This window comes from Streptomyces sp. NPDC056347 (genome assembly GCF_042262625.1).
Lineage (GTDB): Bacteria > Actinomycetota > Actinomycetes > Streptomycetales > Streptomycetaceae > Streptomyces.
The window spans coordinates 1-17626 of sequence record NZ_JBHJQP010000165.1; the positions used below are offsets into that span (position 1 = coordinate 1).

A 17626-nucleotide genomic window follows, 5' to 3' on the forward strand; every position below is an offset into this window, starting at 1 on the left:
GTCCGCGACGAGCGCGTGGCGCCCGTCGCGGACGATGTGACGGCCTGCCACGACCGTGTGCCGTACGTCGGCCGCGGAGGCGGCGAATACGGCCGCTTCGGCGGCGAGCCGGGGCACCGGCCCCGCGGTTCTGACCGAGTCGAGGGCGACGGTCGCCAGGTCGGCGGGGGCTCCGGGTTCGATGGTGCCCGCCTCGGGACGGCCGAGTGCCGCGTGGCCGTCGGCGGTCGCGGCGCGCAGCAGGGCGGCGGCCGTCCAGTGGCCGCGGGCCCGGGTGCGCAGGCGTTCGTTCAGCTCCATCGCGCGCGCCTCCTCGAAGAGGTCGATCACTGCGTGGCTGTCGCTGCCGAGGGAGAGCGGCGACCCGGCCCGCTGGAGGGCGACGGCGGGGCCGGTCCCGTCGGCGAGGTCGCGTTCCGTGGTCGGGCACATGCAGGTGCCCGTCCTCGTGGAGCCGATGAGCGTGATGTCCTCGGCGGTGAGGTGGGTGTTGTGGATGCCGGTGGTGCGCGGGCCGAGGACCCCGTGGTCGGCGAGGAGCCGGGTGGGGGTGCGGCCGTGGGCGGCGAGGCAGGCGTCGTTCTCCGCGGTCTGCTCGGAGAGGTGGACGTGGAGGGGGGCGCGGCGTTCCTCGGCCCAGGCGGCCACGGTGGCGAGCTGCCCGGCGGGCACCGCGCGTACGGAGTGGACGGCGGCGCCGATCAGGGCGTGGTCGCCGCCCTTGAGGAGCGAGGCGCGTTCGGCCCAGGCCTCGGCGGTGGTGTCGGAGAAGCGGAGCTGGTGCGGGTCGGGTTCGCGGTACCGGGCGGGGCGGTCGCCGAAGCCCGCGGAGAGGTAGGCGGTGTCCAGCAGGGTGATCCGGATGCCCGCCTCGGCCGCCGCCGCGATCAGCGCCTCGCCCATGGCGTTGGGGTTGTCGTAGGGGGTGCCGCCGGGCGCGTGGTGCAGGTAGTGGAATTCGCCGACGGCGGTGATGCCGGCCAGTGCCATCTCGGCGTACACGGCGCGGGCCAGGTCGTAGTAGGAGTCGGGGGTGAGCCGGGAGGCGACCTGGTACATGGTCTCGCGCCAGGTCCAGAAGGTGCCGGAGCCGACCTGGACGGTGGAGCGCAGGGCACGGTGGAAGGCGTGCGAGTGGGTGTTGGCGAGCCCGGGGAGGGTGAGCCCGCGCAGCACGGTGGCACCGGGCGGCGGGGTGGCGACGCCGGTGCGGACGCCCGCGATCAGCCCGTCGGAGACGTCCAGGGCGACGCCCGGCTCGACGTGGGTGCCGAGCCAGGCGTGGGAGAGCCAGTACGTCACGGGGGCGGGCCGGCCGGCCGGCCGCTCCCGCACCGCGGGCCGGGGCACCGCCGACCCGGTCGCCGCCGGCCCGGCCGTCGCCAGCCCGGCCGTCGCCGGTGGGGCCGTCGCCGGTCCGGTTTCCGACTGTCCGGTCGCTGTCGGTGCGGTTGCCGCCGGTGGGGTTGTCAGCTGCACGCGAGACCTTCCAGTACGTCGGCGAGGGCGGCGACCCCGGCCGCGCAGTCGTCCTCGGCCGCGTGTTCGGCGGGCGAGTGCGAGATCCCGGTGGGGTTCCGTACGAACAGCATGGCGGTGGGGACCGATGCGGACAAAATACCCGCGTCATGTCCGGCGCCGGTGCCCAGGACGGGGACGGGGCGGCCGTCCGTTCCGGCGCCGCGTTCCTTGAGGATCCGGCCGAGCTCGTCGCGCAGGGCGTGCTCGAACTCGACGACGGGCGTGAAGGACTCGCGTACGACGTCCAGGTCGATCCCGGCCCGTTCGGCGTGCTCCCGGGCGGCCCGTTCGACGCCGGTGACGACGGCGTCCAGAGCTGCCTGGTCGGGGGCGCGGGAGTCGAGCCAGCCGCGCACGAGGGACGGGATGGCATTGACGCCGTTGGGCTCGACGGCGACCTTGCCGAAGGTGGCGAGGGCCCCGGCGAGTTCCGCCTCGCGGCGGGCGGCCAGCACGGTCTCGGCGTACGTGAGCATCGGGTCGCGCCGGTCGGCGAGGCGGGTGGTGCCCGCGTGGTTGGCCTCGCCCCGGAAGTCGAACCGCCAGCGGCCGTGCGGCCAGATCGCGGAGGCGATGCCGACCGGGTCGCCGGTGAGGTCGAGGGCGCGCCCCTGCTCGACGTGGAGTTCGACGAACGCTCCGATACGGGCGAGCCGTTCGGGGTCCGGGCCGATGGCCCCGGGGTCGTGCCCGGCCGCCTCCATGGCCTGCGGCAGGGTGATGCCCTCGCCGTCGCGGAGCCGGTGCGCGGCCTCCACGGTCAGCTGTCCGGCGGCGAGCCGGGAGCCCACGCAGGCGAGCCCGAAGCGGGCCCCCTCCTCGTCGCCGAAGTTGGTGATGGCCAGCGGCCGGACGAACTCCGCTCCCCTGCGGCGCAGTTCGTCGAGCGCGGCGAAGGAGGAGACCACGCCGAGCGGCCCGTCGAAGGCGCCGCCGTCCGGTACGGAGTCGAGGTGCGATCCGGCGACGACGGCGTCCTGGGCGAGCGGGTCGCCGAGCCAGGCCCACTGGTTGCCGTTGCGGTCCATCTCGTAGGTGAGCCCGCGCGTCTCGGCCTGGGCGCGGAACCAGGCCCGGCAGTCGGCGTCGGCGCCGGTCCAGGCGTAGCGGCGGTAGCCGCCGCTGCCCGCGTTCCGGCCGATGGGCAGCAGCTCCCGCCACATCTCCTGGAACGACGGGGCGCTCGGGGCGCTCGGGGTCGGCGGCCGGCGGGACGGCGGCGCACCGGTCCCGGGAGGCAGGCTCACTGGCCGTCCTCCTTCATCGGCACCCGTACGCCCTTGTCGGCGGCGACCGCCTCCGCGCTGTCGTACCCGGCGTCCACGTGCCGGATGACGCCCATGCCCGGGTCGTTGGTGAGCACCCGGCGGATCTTCTCGCCCGCGAGCTTCGTACCGTCGGCGACGGTCACCTGTCCGGCGTGGATGGAGCGCCCCATGCCGACGCCGCCGCCGTGGTGGAGGGAGACCCAGGAGGCCCCGGAGGCCACGTTGACCATGGCGTTCAGCAGCGGCCAGTCGGCGATCGCGTCGGAGCCGTCGAGCATGGCCTCGGTCTCCCGGTACGGGGAGGCCACGGAGCCGCAGTCCAGGTGGTCGCGGCCGATGGCCAGTGGCGCGGCCAGCTCGCCGCTCGCCACCATGTCGTTGAAGCGCTCGCCGGCCCGGTCGCGTTCCCCGTAGCCGAGCCAGCAGATCCGGGCGGGCAGTCCCTGGAAGTGGACCCGCTCCCCGGCCATCCTGATCCAGCGATGCAGCGACTCGTTCTCCGGGAAGAGGTCGAGGATCGCCCGGTCGGTCTTGTGGATGTCCGACGCCTCGCCGGAGAGGGCGGCCCAGCGGAAGGGGCCCCTGCCCTCGCAGAACAGCGGCCGGATGTAGGCGGGAACGAAGCCGGGGAAGGCGAACGCCCGCTCGTATCCGGCGAGCTGGGCCTCGCCCCGGATGGAGTTGCCGTAGTCGAAGACCTCGGCCCCGGCGTCCATGAAGCCGACCATCGCCTCGACGTGCCGGGCCATCGACTCCCGGGCGCGGGTGGTGAAACCGGCCGGGTCCTTGGCGGCGTACGTCGCCATGTCGTCGAGGTCGACGCCGAGCGGGAGGTACGACAGCGGGTCGTGTGCGCTGGTCTGGTCGGTGACGATGTCGATCGGGGCGCCCTCGGCGAGCATCCGGGGCAGCAGCTCCGCCGCGTTGCCGAGCAGGCCGATGGAGAGCGGGCGGCGGGCGTCCCGGGCCTCGGTGGCGAGCTGGAGCGCGTGCTCCAGGGAGTCGGCGCGCACGTCCAGGTAGCGGTGCTCGATCCGGCGCTCGATGGCGCGCGGGTCGCAGTCGATGCAGATCGCGACGCCGTCGTTCATGGTCACGGCGAGCGGCTGGGCCCCGCCCATGCCGCCGAGCCCGGCGGTCAGGGTGATCGTGCCGGCCAGTGTGCCGCCGAACTTCTTCGCGGCGACGGCGGCGAAGGTCTCGTACGTGCCCTGGAGGATGCCCTGGGTGCCGATGTAGATCCATGAGCCGGCGGTCATCTGGCCGTACATGGTGAGCCCGAGCGCCTCCAGGCGGCGGAACTCCTCCCAGTTCGCCCAGTCGCCGACCAGGTTGGAGTTGGCGATCAGGACGCGCGGCGCCCACTCGTGGGTCTGCATGACGCCGACCGGGCGGCCGGACTGGACGAGCATCGTCTCGTCCTGCTTGAGCGTCCGCAGCGTGCGCACCATCGCGTCGAAGGAGCGCCAGTCGCGGGCCGCCTTGCCGGTGCCGCCGTAGACGACGAGCTTGTCGGGGTGCTCGGCGACCTCGGGGTCCAGGTTGTTCTGGAGCATGCGCAGGGCGGCCTCCTGCTGCCATCCCAGGGCACTCAGTTCCGTACCGCGCGGTGCCCGTACGGGGCGGGGTCCTGACATGGCGATGCCTCCTCGCGACTGTAAGCTCTCCATTCACATCCTGGCGTCCTGAATAGTTGTAGTCAACAGTCGCGCACCGTCGCACGGAGGCCGTGTCCGCGTCCGCCCCGCGCACGGGATCACCTCGACACCTCCATCGCGCGCCCTCGGCGCACACCTGTGCCCCGGTGCATGTGCCGGTGGAATTTGCCCGAATCCTCACCAGGAGGGTGCACGATGCGTAGCCTCGTGGTCACACCGAACCCCGGTCCCGGGAAGGGCCCTCGCCCGTCGTTCGTCCTCGGGCATCCTCCCGGACCGGTTCGTACCCCATGGGAGGTTCCTGTGATCCGAGCACTCAGACTGCGTGCCGGGACGAAGCAGCCGTCGGCGCCCGAGTCCGGGCCGCGCGAGGTACTGGCCGAGCTCCGCCGATTACGTACCGGGCTGCCGCTCGTGTCCGGCTCCCTGGTAGCCGGTACCGACGGTCTCGTCCTGGCCCATGACGCCCCGGAGATAGAGCCCGACACGGTCGCGGCGCTGACCGCGAGCGCCCTCGGTGTCGCGGTCCGGATGACGGAGGCGGCCGACCGGGGCGGCTTCGGCGAGTTCCTCGTGCGCGGCGAGTCCGGGTGCCTGGCCGCGTACGCGGCGGGCGACTCGGCCGTGCTCACGCTGTTCGCCGAGGACCGGATCGACATCGACCGCCTCCGCGCCGAGGGCCGCCGGGCCGCCGCCCGGATCGGCGCCCTGATCGACGCCCCGACGCACCGCACCGCCTACCCGGCGCCCTCCGGATGCCCCGCACCCGCCGCACCCTCCGTGCCCTCCCCCCGGCAGCTGCCCCCACAGCCTCCCCGGCCGCACCCGCCCCGGCCGTAGCGCGGGATCAGCGTGTGCGCCGCGCCCCGCCGGGCGCGGCGTCCCCGGCCATCGGCCCGGTCGTCCGGTAACCGGCGACCCGCTTGCCCGCGGGCCGGCCCCGCTCCGTCCAGTCGGTGCGCACCCAGTACAGGACGTCGTCCGTGTGCTCGCGCCGCCCGATCCGTACGGCCTTGAGCCAGAGTCCGGCGCCCGCCCCGGCCAGCGTCATCCCGCCCGCCCCGGGCAGCAGGAACGCGCTCGCCACCGCCAGGAGGAACGCCGCGAGCAGCCACCACCGGTGGCCGCGCCGCCAGGCGCGTACGGTCACGGCGCGGTCCTGGAGGAAGTCGGAGCGCCCGGCGCGGGTGGCCCCGGCGGCCAGTGCCGCGTACCGCCGCCCTCGTACGAGCGCCACCGCGGCGGCGGTGACCAGGAACAGCGCGGCCCCGGCCAGCAGCCCGATCCGGCGACCGGTGAAACCGGGCACCAGTGCACCGATCCCCGCCGCGAGCAGCCCGAGCCACCACAGCGGGGCGGCTCCGGCCCGTACGATCACGGCCACCCTCGCCAACGACTGCGCCCCGCGCCCCATCTCCGTACCCCTTCCCGCTCGGCCGCCCGGCTCCTCGCGAGCGGCTCCGGGCGGAGGCTAGTGGGCGCAGATGAGCGGCGTCTGAGAAACGGGAAGGAGCCCGCACGGCGGTCAGAGCATGAGCCCGACCAGGCCGTTTCCACCGTTCAGGCAGCCGAAGCGCCCCCGGCAGCAGCGCTCCCACCCGCCGTGCGCGTCCCCGTTGAGGACGAGGTCGTGCCACGGCTCCCCGGCCGGAACGTGCTCCCCGCCCAGCCGGAGCGAGAGCCCCGGCACGGCCGCCCACCCGCGCGCCTCGGGCGGCCGGACCGGTTCCGGGAGTACGGAGAGGACCTCCTCGGAGGGGTGTCCGAACAGGTCGACGCCGTCCCACACCACCGCCGCGTCCGGCGCACCGGCCGCGGACTTCCCCACCGTGACCCTGATCCCCGCGAGCCGGTCCGGCGCGCCCGGTCCCCCGCCGTCCAGGGTCACCTGCAGTGCGCCGAAGACGGCGACCACGTTCCAGCCCGGCTGGTGGAGGTAGCCGCAGAACCAGGCGTCATGGGCGTGGCGCGGTTCGGAGTACTCCCGGAGCGTCAACGAGCCGCACTGCAACCCCAGGTACGTCCGCGGCGCGGCCGCCTCCAGCAGGGCCGCGGCCTCCTCGGGCCCCGTCCCGAACCGGAGCGTCCCGGCTCCGCCCGGCAGTCCCACACCGATCCCCGGCAGCAGTTCGAGCATGGACCGATTCTCCAGGACCGGGTACGCGCCCGGCGCACCACCCGTGCCCGCCGGGTGGTGCGCCGGTGGTACGTGCCCTGCGCCCGGGCGTTCACCGGGACCGTCGCACCCGGCGGCGGTCTCACTCGACGAACAGTCCCCGCGCCGCCGCGCGCGCGTCGAACTCCTCCAGCCTCGCCTGGGCGCCCGGCAGCGCGTCGCACATCGCCTCCAGCAGGACCCGGCCCAGCAGCATGGGGGCGCACGCGGTGTCGAAGGCGAGCCCGGTGCCGACGGCGGCCGGGATCAGCAGGTCGCTGTGGCGGGCGACGGGCGCGAAGGCGGAGTCCGCGACCGACACCACGGTCAGCCCCTGCGCCCGGGCGTACGCGAGGGCGTCCACGACCTCCTTCGGGTGCCGGGGCAGCGCGAAGCAGATCAGCGCGGTGGCGCCCGCGCGCCGGGCCGCGTCGATCCGGTCCTGGAGCATGCTGCCGCCCTCGTCGAGCACCCGGACGTCGGGGTGGACCTTGGCCGCGAAGTACCCGAAGCCGCGCGCCTGCGAGGAGGCCGCCCGCAGCCCGAGCACCAGCAGCGGGCGCGAGGCCGCCAGCAGTGCGCCCGCACGCTCGACGGGCCCGGGGTCGGCGAGCAGTTCGGCCAGGTGCCGGAGGTTCTCGATCTCGCCGAGCACCGCCTGCTGGTACTCGTTGGACGTGTCGTCCCCCTCGCCCGGTGCGGCCCCGGCGGGGGCGATCTCCCGCAGGTGCCTGCGGAGCGCCGGATAGCCGTCGAAGCCGAGCGCCACGGCGAACCGGGTGACGGACGGCTGGCTGACCCCGGCGAGCTCGGCCAGCTCCACGCTCGACAGGAACGGCACGTCCCCGGCCCTGCGCACCATCGAGTGCGCGATGCGGCGCTGGGTGGGGGTGAGCCGGTGCCCCTCGAAGAGCCGCTGCAACCGCGCGGCCGGGCCGCTCCCGCTCATGCTGTCCCCTCGGTCGGTCCGTGGACCCGTCGATCCGTCGATCCGGCGCACCCGATCCGGACGATCCGGCGCCGACACATCCATTCAGTCAGGATGGCATCTGCATGTCCATATGCAGCCGGAGCCCCGGCGCCTTGTGGGCATACTGCCGCCGGGAACGGAAGGCCGGAACGGGAGCGTGCCCCTCAGGGCCGCGAGCCCGATGTGCCCGGACACGCAGCCGCGGCGCCGGACCCGCCTGCCGGAACAAGCGCGTTCACCGTGCCTCCTCGCCGTGACGGCCCTCGACGAGGGCGAGGGCGGCCCCGGCGTCGGCCAGGGGCACCAGGACGCTGGTGACCGGCCGCAGTACGCCCATCCGGACGGGAGCCTCGACGGGTTCTTCGAGGTGGAGCGCCAGGACGCCCGGTTCCCGGCCGGGCACCGTGAAACGGTCCTCGTCCGCCCCGGGGCCGGGCTGCCCCGCGACTTCGACGCGGCTGATGCCTGCGAGGGGGATGCGCACGCTGTGGTGCAGGCCCCACCGCAGGACGACGTCCTCCCGGCCCAAGGTGTGCGGCCGCACCCGTCCGGCCGTCGCGAAGGCGGTGGCCGCGGCGGCCGCGTACAGCAGGACGACGGTCCCGACGACGGTGAACGGGCTCACCCCCGCCAGAACCGGCAGCGAGACTCCGCCCGCCACCAGCACGGCCGCCAGGACACCCGCCTGCCGGACGAAGCCGACCCGTCCCAGGCGCCGGTCGCCGGGCCGGGCCTGGGTGCGGAAGGTGACGGCCAGGGCGAGGATCCCCCATACGGAAACCTCGTGACGCACCATCTCGGCGATCGGGGGCGGCACCAGGGAGTAGAACGCCTCGCCGAGGGCCGCCCGCCGTCCCCGGCCGGTACGGCGGAGCTTGCGGTACTGGCTGATGAACGCGGCGCCGAACACCAGCCCCAGCACGGACAGGGTGCCTTCGGTGACGACGAGGACGCCGGCGGCGATGCGCCAGTCCAGCAGCCCCGTCGTCACCAGCAGGATCTCGACCAGCAGCACGAGGAGCCCGGCCCAGCGCAGTCGGCGCAGCCACGTCGGCACCTCGCCGGGGGCCTTGACCGAGGGCTTGGCCGCGGGCCCGGCGGCCTCCTCCCGCACCGTGCCCTCCAGGGCGTCGCGGAGCGAGATCAGAGCGTCGCCGGGATCCTTCGCGTGGATGCGGATCTCCCGGACCTCACCGACGGTCCTGCCCGCTTCGACCCGTACCGGCTCCCGCAGGGTCAGCACCAGGTTCGTGGTGGACATGACCGGGACCGACAGGACGCCTTCCTTGATCACGGCCGTGCGCTGCTGGTCGGAGAGCGAGCGCCGCACCGCCACGTCACTGATGAGGCTCAACGGCACCCGGGCGTGGAAGGAGGCGCCGTAGGAGACGGTGAACGCCCCGTACGCCACGCGGTGCGGGTAGGCGCTCAGCGCGATCGCGAAGCCCGTCATCAGATACCCGGCGGCGAGCCCGGCGACCAGCGCCACCACGCGGGCCCACGGCGCGGACAGCATGAGGTCGACCAGCACGACTTCCAGGACGGTCAGGAAGAGGATCACGCCGACTCCGACGGCGCCGCCGTCCTGGCTGGGAATCGGTGTTCCGCCCGCGTGCTTGCCGAGTGCCTGCCACGGCGCACGCGCGGCCGCGCCGACGCTCGCCCCACCTCCGGTGATCAGCCTCGCGTCACTCATGGTGCCTCCTCCGTCCGAGGCGCCGCCGCCGCCCGGCACACCTCGGTGACCTCCAGCAGGTGCCGCGGGGCTTCCGCGGGACCCTCCGCCACGAGCACACAGGGGGTCGGGCGCGACCTCATCGATGCCAACGGCCCGGTAAGCACTGACATATGAAGCGTTTTCGTCAGCAGTACCTACAGATTCCACCGGGCACCACACCTTGATCAACCGACTTCCCGGGCAATGTCCTGACCGCTTCCGGCCAGGACATGCCCGCCGCGGTCGATGCCCGCCGGCGGTGGAGGCTGCTCAGCCGGTTCACGGCGGCCGGCCGGACGCCCTGCGCCCCCGTTCCCGACGGCCCCTCCCGCCTCTCAGGAATCGCCGTCCACGATCTCGACGACCGAGACCCAGGACTTCCACCGCTGTGTGAAGACCCGCAGTGTGTGGCCGCCCGGCACCTTCCCGGCCCAGGCCATGGTCCCCTCCTTGTCCCCCCACTCGTCCGGCACGCCCTCCGGCACGCGGTCCGGATCGCTCTTCGGTACCTCCGTCGACGCCACCGGCACGCGGCTCAGGCCGTTCGCCTCCAGTCCGGTGAGCACCGACAGCAACTCCTGCCGGGCGGTGGCCCCGTCGTCGTACTCGACGATGCACTGCCGGGCCACGGCCTTGCGCACGCCCCGGTACTCCACCGTGTAGCCGGCGCTGCTGACCGGGCGCGTCCTCTGCGCCTCGGCAGGGCAGAACTCGCTGATCCCAGCCCAGTTCAGGAGGTCTCCGCGGCTGTCGGAGTCGACGGACCGCCCCTCGTTCTGCTTCCAGTGCCAGGTGTCGTTCAGCGGCACCTCCCCGGGGGGCAGGGTCCGGACCACGCCGTTCACGAGGAACGGGTTGTCCGGCGCGACGGCCACCTGGCCCCCGCGCTCGTGCTGCCGGCCCGCACCGTCCGGCAGCAGGACCCACGCCCCGCCGGCCAGCAGCGCGGCCGTGCACAGCGCCGCCACGCCCGCCCTGCGGCGCGCCCGGCGCCGCTGCCCCCGCCGCCGGATCTCCCCGGCGTCGGGCAGCCGCACCACGACACCGTCCAGCAGCTCCTCGACCTCAGCCATGGTCCGCGCTCCTTACTCGCCCGTTGATGACAAGGGGGTCGGCCAGCCGCTCGCCGAGCACCTTGCGGGCCCGGTGGAGCCGGGTCCGTACCGCACCGTTGGACACTCCTGTCTCCCGCGCCACTTCCTCCACCGGGAGGTCCAGCAGGTGGTGCAGGACCACGGCCCGGCGCTGCTCGGCGGTCAGTTCGCCGAGCGCGTCCAGCGGCGCCACCCGGTCCGCCGAGAGGCCGGGCACGTCCGCGGGCGGACCGTGCCGGAAGTGGGCGCGCACCCGGTTGCGTGTCCTGCGCCAGGTGCTGATCGCCAGCCGGACCGCCACCGTGCGCACCCAGGGCAGCGGGTCGCCCTCGCGCACCAGGCGGTCCCAGCGCTGCCATGCCCGTACGTACGCCTCCTGCACCGCGTCCTCCGCCTCCGCCAGATCGCCGGTCGTCGCGTAGACGGTGGCGACCAGCCTCTTGGCGGTGGCCGTGTAGAACGCGTCGAAATCCTCGGCCCCCGTGAGCATCGTCCTCCGTCCGTCCCCCACCCGGGGACTGTCCCCGGGAGCTGTTCTCATGAACTGCTCTCACCGGATACACGCACCGGCGGGGGCGGATGTTACGGACGACTTTCCCGGGTTCCGGCCGCCGCCCCCCGTGAGGTGTTCCCCCCGGGAAAGAGGGGGGACAGCCCCACTGCGCACGGGGCCGGCGGCTCCTAGCGTGTGGGGCATGAAATCCGGAGACCCCGAGCTCAGGAGCGAGCTCGACGCCGCCCTGCAGGCCCGTAAAGAGCTGGGTCCGGAGTACGAGCCCGCCCTCGTGGAGTCCTTCCTGGAGAAGGTCGACCAGCGGATGGACCGTACGCTCGACCGCCACGTCCGGCGTCATCTCGCCGAGCAGCGGGTGAACGTGGCCCGGTACGAGCGCCATCCGCGCCACCTGCCGGGTTTCGCCGAGCGCCACGGCTTCGGGGTCGTCTCGCTGGTCCTGGCCGTCCCGCTGTCGGCCATCGGCGCCTCGACCGCCCGCACCGGGGGGCTGATCGTCGCCTGGCTCGGGATCGTCGCGGTCAACGCGGTGCACGCGCTCCGCAACCGCCCCGGGGCAGCGCGCCGGGCGGAATCCGACTGGGAGGACTGAGCGCGCAGGAGCACGGGCCGAGTGCGGGCCGAGTGCGGGCCGAGAACCGCCGCGGGGACCGACGCACCCCCGGGAAACCCCAGGGGGCGGGACGACGGCGGTCCCCGCGGCGGACGCGGGCCGGGTCAGGGCCGGTGACCGCGTCCTGGCGACGGTGGAGGTCCGGGAGCCGCTCCGTAGTCCGTGTCGCCGTTCCGGTGGCCGGCGGGCTTCCCCGCCGACACCCGCCAATCTGCCGGACCCGTGTTAAGCCGGTGCTGCGCGCATGTGTCGTGCTCGTACCTTTTTCGCGAAGCCGGGCCCGCGGCGGCGGCCGGGGCGCGCGGCGCGGGCCCGGGTCCACGGCAGCGGCCCGTCCGCCCCGCGGCGCCCGGGCCCGGGCGGTACTACGACGACGCCTTGCCCGTCGACGCCTCCTTCGCGAGGAAGGCCAGCAGGTCCTGGCGGCTGACCACGCCCTTCGGCTTGCCCTCCACCAGCACGATCGCCGCGTCCGCCGTGCCGCCGAGCGCCGCCATCAGGTCCTCGACCGGCTCGCCGGAGCCGACCTGCGGCAGCGGCGGCGACATGTGCTTCTCCAGCGGGTCGGAGAGCGAGGCGCGCTGGGCGAACAGCGCGTTCAGCAGCTCCCGCTCCACCACCGAACCGATGACCTCGGCGGCCATCACGTCCGGGTGTCCGGCCCCCGGCTTCACGATCGGCATCTGGGAGACCCCGTACTCGCGCAGCACGTCGATCGCCTCGCCGACGGTCTCCTCGGGGTGCATGTGGACGAGCGTGGGGATCGGGCCCTCCTTGTGGTCGAGCACGTCCCCGACCCGGGCCGAGGGGCCCGCGTCCTCCAGGAACCCGTAGTCGGCCATCCACTCGTCGTTGAAGATCTTGCTGAGGTAGCCGCGCCCGCTGTCCGGCAGCAGGACGACGACGACGTCGTCCGGGCCGAGCCGCCTGGCGACCTCCAGCGCGCCGACCACCGCCATCCCGCAGGAGCCCCCGACCAGCAGGCCCTCCTCCTTGGCGAGGCGGCGGGTCATCTGGAAGGAGTCCTTGTCCGACACGGCGACGATCTCGTCCGTGACCGTACGGTCGTAGGCACTCGGCCAGAAGTCCTCGCCGACCCCCTCGACGAGGTACGGGCGCCCGGAGCCGCCGGAGTACACCGAGCCCTCCGGGTCCGCGCCGATCACCTTCACCGCACCGCCGCTGACCTCCTTCAGGTAGCGTCCGGTGCCGCTGATCGTGCCGCCGGTGCCGACGCCCGCGACGAAGTGCGTGATCTTCCCCTCCGTCTGCTCCCACAGCTCGGGACCGGTGGTCTCGTAGTGGGAACGCGGGTTGTTGGGGTTGGAGTACTGGTCGGGCTTCCAGGCTCCGGGCGTCTCACGGACCAGCCGGTCGGAGACGTTGTAGTACGAGTCGGGGTGCTCGGGGTCGACGGCCGTCGGGCAGACGACGACCTCGGCGCCGTAGGCCCGCAGCACATTGATCTTGTCCGTGGACACCTTGTCCGGGCAGACGAAGATGCACTTGTACCCCTTCTGCTGGGCGACGATCGCCAGGCCGACGCCGGTGTTGCCACTGGTCGGCTCGACGATGGTGCCGCCCGGCTTCAGCTCGCCGCTCTGCTCGGCGGCCTCGATCATGCGCAGGGCGATCCGGTCCTTGACCGAGCCTCCGGGGTTGAAGTACTCGACCTTGGCCAGGACTGTTGCCTGGATACCGGCCGTGACATTGCGCAGCCGCACCAGCGGGGTGTTGCCGACGAGACTGATCATCGAATCGTGGAATTGCACCGTCTACTCCGGGGTCTCCGTAATGGTCCGGCAAGCGTATGCGCACAGGCGTGGGATCGGGCGAAGCGATCGGGCAGGCGATTGAGGAACGGTCCGCACGGGGCAGTTAGCTGTATGTACGGGGTACGGCGACGAGGAGGTGGACCGGACGGTGTCAAGAGCACGAGTGGCACGGCGGATCGCGGCGGGCGCGGCCTACGGCGGAGGCAGCATCGGACTGCTCGGCGCCGCGGCCGTCGGCGTACTGCTGGCGGAGGTCCATCTGGCGAAGCGGCAGGTGGGCGGCGGAATCGCACCGGTCCCACCGAGCGCGGACGGGCGGTACGGGGTGGCGTTCGCCGGTCCCGCGCAGCCCCTGCGGCTGGGGTTGCTGGGTGACTCGACGGCGGTCGGGCAGGGGGTGCGGCGGGCCGGGCAGACCCCGGGGGCGCTGCTCGCCTCGGGGCTGGCGGCGGTGTCCGAGCGGCCGGTGGACCTGCGCAACGTGGGGCAGCCGGGGGCCCGGTCGGACGATCTGGAACGGCAGGTCTCGCTGCTGCTCTCCGAGGCCGCCGGGGTCCCGGACGTCTGCGTGATCATGATCGGCGCGAACGACGTGACGCACCGCATCCCCGCCACCCAGTCGGTGCGCTGCCTGACCACCGCCGTGCGCAGGCTGCGGACGGCGGGGGCGGAGGTGGTCGTCGGCACCTGCCCGGATCTGGGCACGATCGAGCCGGTCTACCAGCCGCTGCGCTGGCTGGCCCGGCGGGTGAGCCGGCAGCTGGCCGCGGCGCAGACGATCGGCTCGGTGGAGCAGGGCGGGCGCACGGTGTCGCTGGGCGATCTGCTCGGGCCGGAGTTCGAGGCCAACCCTCGGGAGCTGTTCGGTCCGGACAACTACCACCCGTCGGCGGAGGGGTACGCCACGGCGGCGATGGCCGTGCTGCCGACGCTCTGCGCGGCCCTGGGGCTGTGGCCGGAGACCGACCGGCTGGACGGGGCCCGGCGCGAGGACATGCTGCCGGTGGCCGAGGCGGCTTCCCAGGCGGCCCGGGAGGCCGGTACGGAGGTCACGGGGGCCCGGGCGCCCTGGGCGCTGCTCAAGCACCGCAGGCGGCGGCGCCTGCCCGCCACCACAGAGCCCGCCCCGCACCCGGAGCCCGGCACGGAAGCACCCCCAAAGACCCGCGCGGAAGCACCCCCGGGACCCGGCGCGGAAACACCCCCCGAGACCCGCGCGGAAACACCCCCGGAGACCCGTACGGGAGCACCCCCCGAGGCCCGCGCGGAAACACCCCCCGAGGCCCGCGCGGAAGCACCCCCCGAGGACGGCACGGAAGCACCCCCGGAGGTCGCCCGCCCCCTCGACTGAGCGAGCGCTTAGAAAAGAGGTCGGCGTCACACGCGCTCCCCGGTGACCCGCGCCGTACGTACAGGTAACTTCCCAGGGAGTACCTGCCACAGCACGTCAGTACGTCGCCACGCCAGTGCGGCCGTACGTCACCACCGCGTACGCGAGCACGTCAGCATGACCCGTCAGAACCCGCCTTCCAGCCCTCATGGAGCCGCGTGATGCCCGAAGCCGTGATCGTCTCTGCCGCCCGTTCCCCGATCGGCCGGGCCTTCAAGGGCTCGCTGAAGGACCTGCGTGCGGACGACCTGACCGCCATGATCATCCAGACCGCGCTGGCCAAGGTCCCGGAGCTGGACCCGAGGGACATCGACGACCTGATGCTCGGCTGCGGCCTCCCCGGCGGCGAGCAGGGCAACAACCTGGGCCGCATCATCGCGGTGCGGATGGGGATGGACCACCTCCCCGGCTGCACGGTCACCCGCTACTGCTCGTCCTCGCTCCAGACCAGCCGGATGGCGCTGCACGCCATCAAGGCCGGGGAGGGCGACGTCTTCGTCTCGGCCGGTGTCGAGATGGTGTCCCGCTTCACCAAGGGCAACTCCGACAGCCTGCCGGACACGCACAACCCGCTGTTCGCCGACGCCGAGGCCCGCACCGCGGCCCGCGCGGAGAAGGGCGGCGAGGGCTGGCACGACCCGCGCGAGGACGGCCTGGTGCCGGACGCGTACATCGCGATGGGGCAGACCGCGGAGAACCTGGCCCGGTTCAAGGGCGTCACCCGCCAGGACATGGACGAGTTCGGCGTCCGCTCGCAGAACCTCGCCGAGGAGGCCCTGAAGAAGGGCTTCTGGGAGCGCGAGATCACCCCGGTGACCACTCCGGACGGCACGGTCGTCTCGAAGGACGACGGTCCGCGCGCGGGCGTCACGCTGGAGGGCGTGCAGGGGCTGAAGCCGGTGTTCCGCCCGGACGGCCTGGTCACCGCGGGCAACTGCTGCCCGCTCAACGACGGCGCCGCCGCGCTCGTGATCATGTCCGACACCAAGGCCCGCGAGCTGGGCCTGACCCCGCTGGCCCGGATCGTCTCGACCGGCGTCAGCGGCCTCTCCCCCGAGATCATGGGGTACGGGCCGGTCGAGGCCAGCAAGCAGGCGCTGAAGCGGGCCGGGCTGACCATCGACGACATCGACCTGGCCGAGATCAACGAGGCGTTCGCCGCCCAGGTGATCCCCTCCTACCGCGACCTCGGCCTGCCGCTGGAGAAGGTCAACGTCAACGGCGGCGCCATCGCCGTCGGCCACCCCTTCGGCATGACCGGCGCCCGGATCACCACCACGCTGATCAACAGCCTCCAGTTCCACGACAAGCAGTTCGGTCTGGAGACCATGTGCGTGGGCGGCGGCCAGGGCATGGCGATGGTCATCGAGCGGCTCAGCTGATCCGGTTCGGGCCGGTCCCGGCCGAGTTCCGAACGTGACCGAATCTCCCCCAGGATGTGACCTTCGTCCTGGGGGAGACGTATATGCCCAGGTCACGGCCACACTGGGGTTAAACCCCAGGCCCAAAGACCTGTCCAATTCGTGACGTAATGCACTGACACCGGGCGCGGTGGGGGCACAAGCTGAGGTAGGAACGTCGGGGGATCGATTGAAACCGGGAGTATGTCAGTGAGCGTCCTGTCTCTTGCCCTGTTGCTGACCACCGCCGCCGCCACGGCCGTGGGCGCCGCCGCTCTGCATGCCGCTCACGGACTGCGGGGACAGGTGAAGGCCCTCCGTACGGAGCTCGCCGAGCAGGCGGGTACGCGCGGTGGCACCGTGCCCGCGCAGAACCGCGGCTGCCATGCCGCCCCCGTCGCCGAGATACGCGCGGCCGTCGCCGAGGCACTGGCCGAGGAGCGGGAGCGGGAGCTGGCCGAGGCCCGCGCCTTCTGGGCCACCCAGGAGGCGCGCGACGCCACCGACGCCCCCTCCCTGCTGGGCGGGCTGACCGGAGCGGGCGAGGACGCCGCGTTCTTCCTGCCCCGTCAGGCCGACCTCGTGGGCTTCGACGCGGTCGACGCCGAGACCGCCGAGGCCCTCGACGAGCTGGCGGAGCTGGCCGCGGCCGCGGAGTTCTCCGAGCTGCCCGAGCTGCCCGGACTGTCCGAGCTGCCCGGTGCGGCGGAGGTCGCCGAGGACTCCCCGGAGCTGGCCGCCGCCCGCCGCAGGCACCCCTCGCACCCCGACTTCGTGCCGGTGCGCACCCCGGTCGTCACGGACCACGAGCGCACCGTGCGCCGCCTGGAGGAGCTGGCCGAGAACCGTACGGAGCTCGCCGATGTGCGCCCCGGCCCGCTCGGCACGCTCGACGTCTACGTCTTCGCCGACGGCACCACGCTGTGCATGACCCCCGGCCACCGCGAGACGGCCGAGCAGCTGGCCGATTCGCTGCTCGCCGGTGAGCACCCGGTGCTGCTGGGCGGCTCCGGCGTCTCCGGTGCGTACGCCCTGACGTTCTCCTGCGGCCAGGAGAACGTCTACATCCTCGCCGACCGCGTCATCGCCTCGTTCTGAGGCGCGGCGCGCCCCGGCGCCGCCCCCTCTTCGCCCCGCCGCTACGCGAACGCGCGCGCGGCGGCCTCGTTCACCCAGTGCACGGCCTCGTCCAGCTCCGCCGACGGGGCCGTTTCCAGTGCCAGGGCCAGATCGCGCCCGGCCACGGCGAGCTGGTCGCCGACCGTGAAGAACCCGGCGTCCGGCATCTCGTACGGCTCCCGGTCCGGCGCCTCGATCCGCTGGGCGCGCCGCGCCAGCTCCCGGGCCGCGGCCAGCCCCTCGGCGGCGGCACCGCGCTGCAGGCGGCTCTGCGGGGCGGAACGCAGCCGGTCGGCGAACCGGTCGACGGCGATGATCAGCGGGGTCGTATCGAGCACCCGGCGACCCTACGCGCCCCGCCCGGCCCCTGGCCAACGCACCCGCCCGGCCGGTGGGGCCGGAAAAGCGGGAACGGCCCGCAGGCGGTGCCTG

At 73.7% G+C, this 17626-nt stretch carries 16 protein-coding genes; 5 read left to right on the top strand and 11 right to left on the bottom strand.

Annotated elements, in window-relative coordinates; all coding sequences use genetic code 11:
- From ACFCV8_RS29070 to hutU, 3 genes are all read right to left on the bottom strand, one after another.
- The coding region (locus ACFCV8_RS29070) for a formimidoylglutamate deiminase (RefSeq protein WP_376688451.1) at nucleotides 1-1335 on the bottom strand (1335 nt) is incomplete at its 3' end.
- A 134-nt stretch (nucleotides 1336-1469) separates the two neighbouring features.
- Nucleotides 1470-2684: an allantoate amidohydrolase gene (locus ACFCV8_RS29075; RefSeq protein WP_376688452.1), complete on the bottom strand. Its 1215-nt coding sequence runs from the start codon at nucleotides 2682-2684 to the stop codon at nucleotides 1470-1472.
- Between the two features lie 80 nt (nucleotides 2685-2764).
- Nucleotides 2765-4426 carry a urocanate hydratase gene (hutU, locus tag ACFCV8_RS29080; RefSeq protein ID WP_376688439.1) on the bottom strand — a complete coding sequence of 554 codons (1662 nt, stop codon included), beginning with the start codon at nucleotides 4424-4426 and terminating at the stop codon, nucleotides 2765-2767.
- A 324-nt stretch (nucleotides 4427-4750) separates the two neighbouring features.
- Here hutU and ACFCV8_RS29085 point away from each other — a divergent pair, with 324 nt between their 5' ends.
- On the top strand, nucleotides 4751-5287 hold the full coding sequence (locus tag ACFCV8_RS29085; protein ID WP_376688440.1) for a roadblock/LC7 domain-containing protein: 537 nt from the start codon (nucleotides 4751-4753) through the stop codon (nucleotides 5285-5287).
- A gap of 7 nt (nucleotides 5288-5294) precedes the next feature.
- Here the strand turns inward: ACFCV8_RS29085 and ACFCV8_RS29090 are convergent, their stop codons facing one another.
- The 6 genes from ACFCV8_RS29090 to ACFCV8_RS29115 form a co-directional block, all read right to left on the bottom strand.
- Nucleotides 5295-5861 carry a hypothetical protein gene (locus ACFCV8_RS29090; protein ID WP_376688441.1) on the bottom strand — a complete coding sequence of 189 codons (567 nt, stop codon included), beginning with the start codon at nucleotides 5859-5861 and terminating at the stop codon, nucleotides 5295-5297.
- Between the two features lie 111 nt (nucleotides 5862-5972).
- Nucleotides 5973-6584 carry a hypothetical protein gene (locus tag ACFCV8_RS29095; protein WP_376688442.1) on the bottom strand — a complete coding sequence of 204 codons (612 nt, stop codon included), beginning with the start codon at nucleotides 6582-6584 and terminating at the stop codon, nucleotides 5973-5975.
- A gap of 121 nt (nucleotides 6585-6705) precedes the next feature.
- A complete protein-coding gene (locus tag ACFCV8_RS29100; protein WP_376688453.1) occupies nucleotides 6706-7524 on the bottom strand; it encodes a MurR/RpiR family transcriptional regulator in 819 nt (272 codons plus the stop codon).
- Between the two features lie 283 nt (nucleotides 7525-7807).
- The gene (locus ACFCV8_RS29105; protein ID WP_376688443.1) at nucleotides 7808-9268 is read right to left on the bottom strand and encodes a hypothetical protein; all 1461 of its coding nucleotides are present in this window, start codon (nucleotides 9266-9268) and stop codon (nucleotides 7808-7810) included.
- A gap of 356 nt (nucleotides 9269-9624) precedes the next feature.
- A complete protein-coding gene (locus ACFCV8_RS29110) occupies nucleotides 9625-10362 on the bottom strand; it encodes a hypothetical protein (protein ID WP_376688444.1) in 738 nt (245 codons plus the stop codon).
- Nucleotides 10355-10873 carry a SigE family RNA polymerase sigma factor gene (locus ACFCV8_RS29115; protein ID WP_376688445.1) on the bottom strand — a complete coding sequence of 173 codons (519 nt, stop codon included), beginning with the start codon at nucleotides 10871-10873 and terminating at the stop codon, nucleotides 10355-10357. Before ACFCV8_RS29115 ends, ACFCV8_RS29110 begins: the two co-directional genes overlap by 8 nt.
- Before the next feature lie 205 nt (nucleotides 10874-11078).
- Here ACFCV8_RS29115 and ACFCV8_RS29120 point away from each other — a divergent pair, with 205 nt between their 5' ends.
- The gene (locus ACFCV8_RS29120; protein ID WP_376688446.1) at nucleotides 11079-11489 is read left to right on the top strand and encodes a hypothetical protein; all 411 of its coding nucleotides are present in this window, start codon (nucleotides 11079-11081) and stop codon (nucleotides 11487-11489) included.
- A 386-nt stretch (nucleotides 11490-11875) separates the two neighbouring features.
- On the opposite strand, the gene ACFCV8_RS29125 is transcribed toward ACFCV8_RS29120, so the two are convergent.
- Complete coding sequence (locus ACFCV8_RS29125; RefSeq protein ID WP_376688447.1) at nucleotides 11876-13282, bottom strand: cystathionine beta-synthase; 1407 nt, start codon at nucleotides 13280-13282, stop codon at nucleotides 11876-11878.
- 166 nt (nucleotides 13283-13448) lie between these two features.
- Between ACFCV8_RS29125 and ACFCV8_RS29130 the strand changes: the two genes are divergently transcribed.
- The 3 genes from ACFCV8_RS29130 (at nucleotide 13449) to ACFCV8_RS29140 (ending at nucleotide 17173) form a co-directional block, all read left to right on the top strand.
- Entirely contained in the window at nucleotides 13449-14636 is a 1188-nt protein-coding gene (locus ACFCV8_RS29130) for a GDSL-type esterase/lipase family protein (protein WP_376688454.1), read from the top strand.
- 200 nt (nucleotides 14637-14836) lie between these two features.
- On the top strand, nucleotides 14837-16057 hold the full coding sequence (locus ACFCV8_RS29135; RefSeq protein WP_376688448.1) for an acetyl-CoA C-acetyltransferase: 1221 nt from the start codon (nucleotides 14837-14839) through the stop codon (nucleotides 16055-16057).
- A 222-nt stretch (nucleotides 16058-16279) separates the two neighbouring features.
- On the top strand, nucleotides 16280-17173 hold the full coding sequence (locus ACFCV8_RS29140) for a hypothetical protein (protein ID WP_376688449.1): 894 nt from the start codon (nucleotides 16280-16282) through the stop codon (nucleotides 17171-17173).
- Between the two features lie 41 nt (nucleotides 17174-17214).
- Here ACFCV8_RS29140 and ACFCV8_RS29145 read toward each other — a convergent pair whose 3' ends face one another.
- Nucleotides 17215-17532 carry a hypothetical protein gene (locus ACFCV8_RS29145; protein ID WP_376688450.1) on the bottom strand — a complete coding sequence of 106 codons (318 nt, stop codon included), beginning with the start codon at nucleotides 17530-17532 and terminating at the stop codon, nucleotides 17215-17217.
- Between the last annotated feature and the right edge of the window lie 94 nt (nucleotides 17533-17626).

Excerpts from the sequence above, each read along its gene's own strand:
- ACFCV8_RS29135 (WP_376688448.1), top strand. The coding sequence starts at position 14,837 with ATGCCCGAAGCCGTGATCGTCTCTGCCGCCCGTTCCCCGATCGGCCGG.
- ACFCV8_RS29095 (WP_376688442.1), bottom strand. The coding sequence starts at position 6,584 with ATGCTCGAACTGCTGCCGGGGATCGGTGTGGGACTGCCGGGCGGAGCC.
- ACFCV8_RS29140 (WP_376688449.1), top strand. The coding sequence starts at position 16,280 with ATGTCAGTGAGCGTCCTGTCTCTTGCCCTGTTGCTGACCACCGCCGCC.
- ACFCV8_RS29120 (WP_376688446.1), top strand. The coding sequence starts at position 11,079 with ATGAAATCCGGAGACCCCGAGCTCAGGAGCGAGCTCGACGCCGCCCTG.
- ACFCV8_RS29105 (WP_376688443.1), bottom strand. The coding sequence starts at position 9,268 with ATGAGTGACGCGAGGCTGATCACCGGAGGTGGGGCGAGCGTCGGCGCG.
- ACFCV8_RS29090 (WP_376688441.1), bottom strand. The coding sequence starts at position 5,861 with ATGGGGCGCGGGGCGCAGTCGTTGGCGAGGGTGGCCGTGATCGTACGG.
- ACFCV8_RS29115 (WP_376688445.1), bottom strand. The coding sequence starts at position 10,873 with ATGCTCACGGGGGCCGAGGATTTCGACGCGTTCTACACGGCCACCGCC.
- hutU (WP_376688439.1), bottom strand. The coding sequence starts at position 4,426 with ATGTCAGGACCCCGCCCCGTACGGGCACCGCGCGGTACGGAACTGAGT.
- ACFCV8_RS29075 (WP_376688452.1), bottom strand. The coding sequence starts at position 2,684 with ATGTGGCGGGAGCTGCTGCCCATCGGCCGGAACGCGGGCAGCGGCGGC.
- ACFCV8_RS29110 (WP_376688444.1), bottom strand. The coding sequence starts at position 10,362 with ATGGCTGAGGTCGAGGAGCTGCTGGACGGTGTCGTGGTGCGGCTGCCC.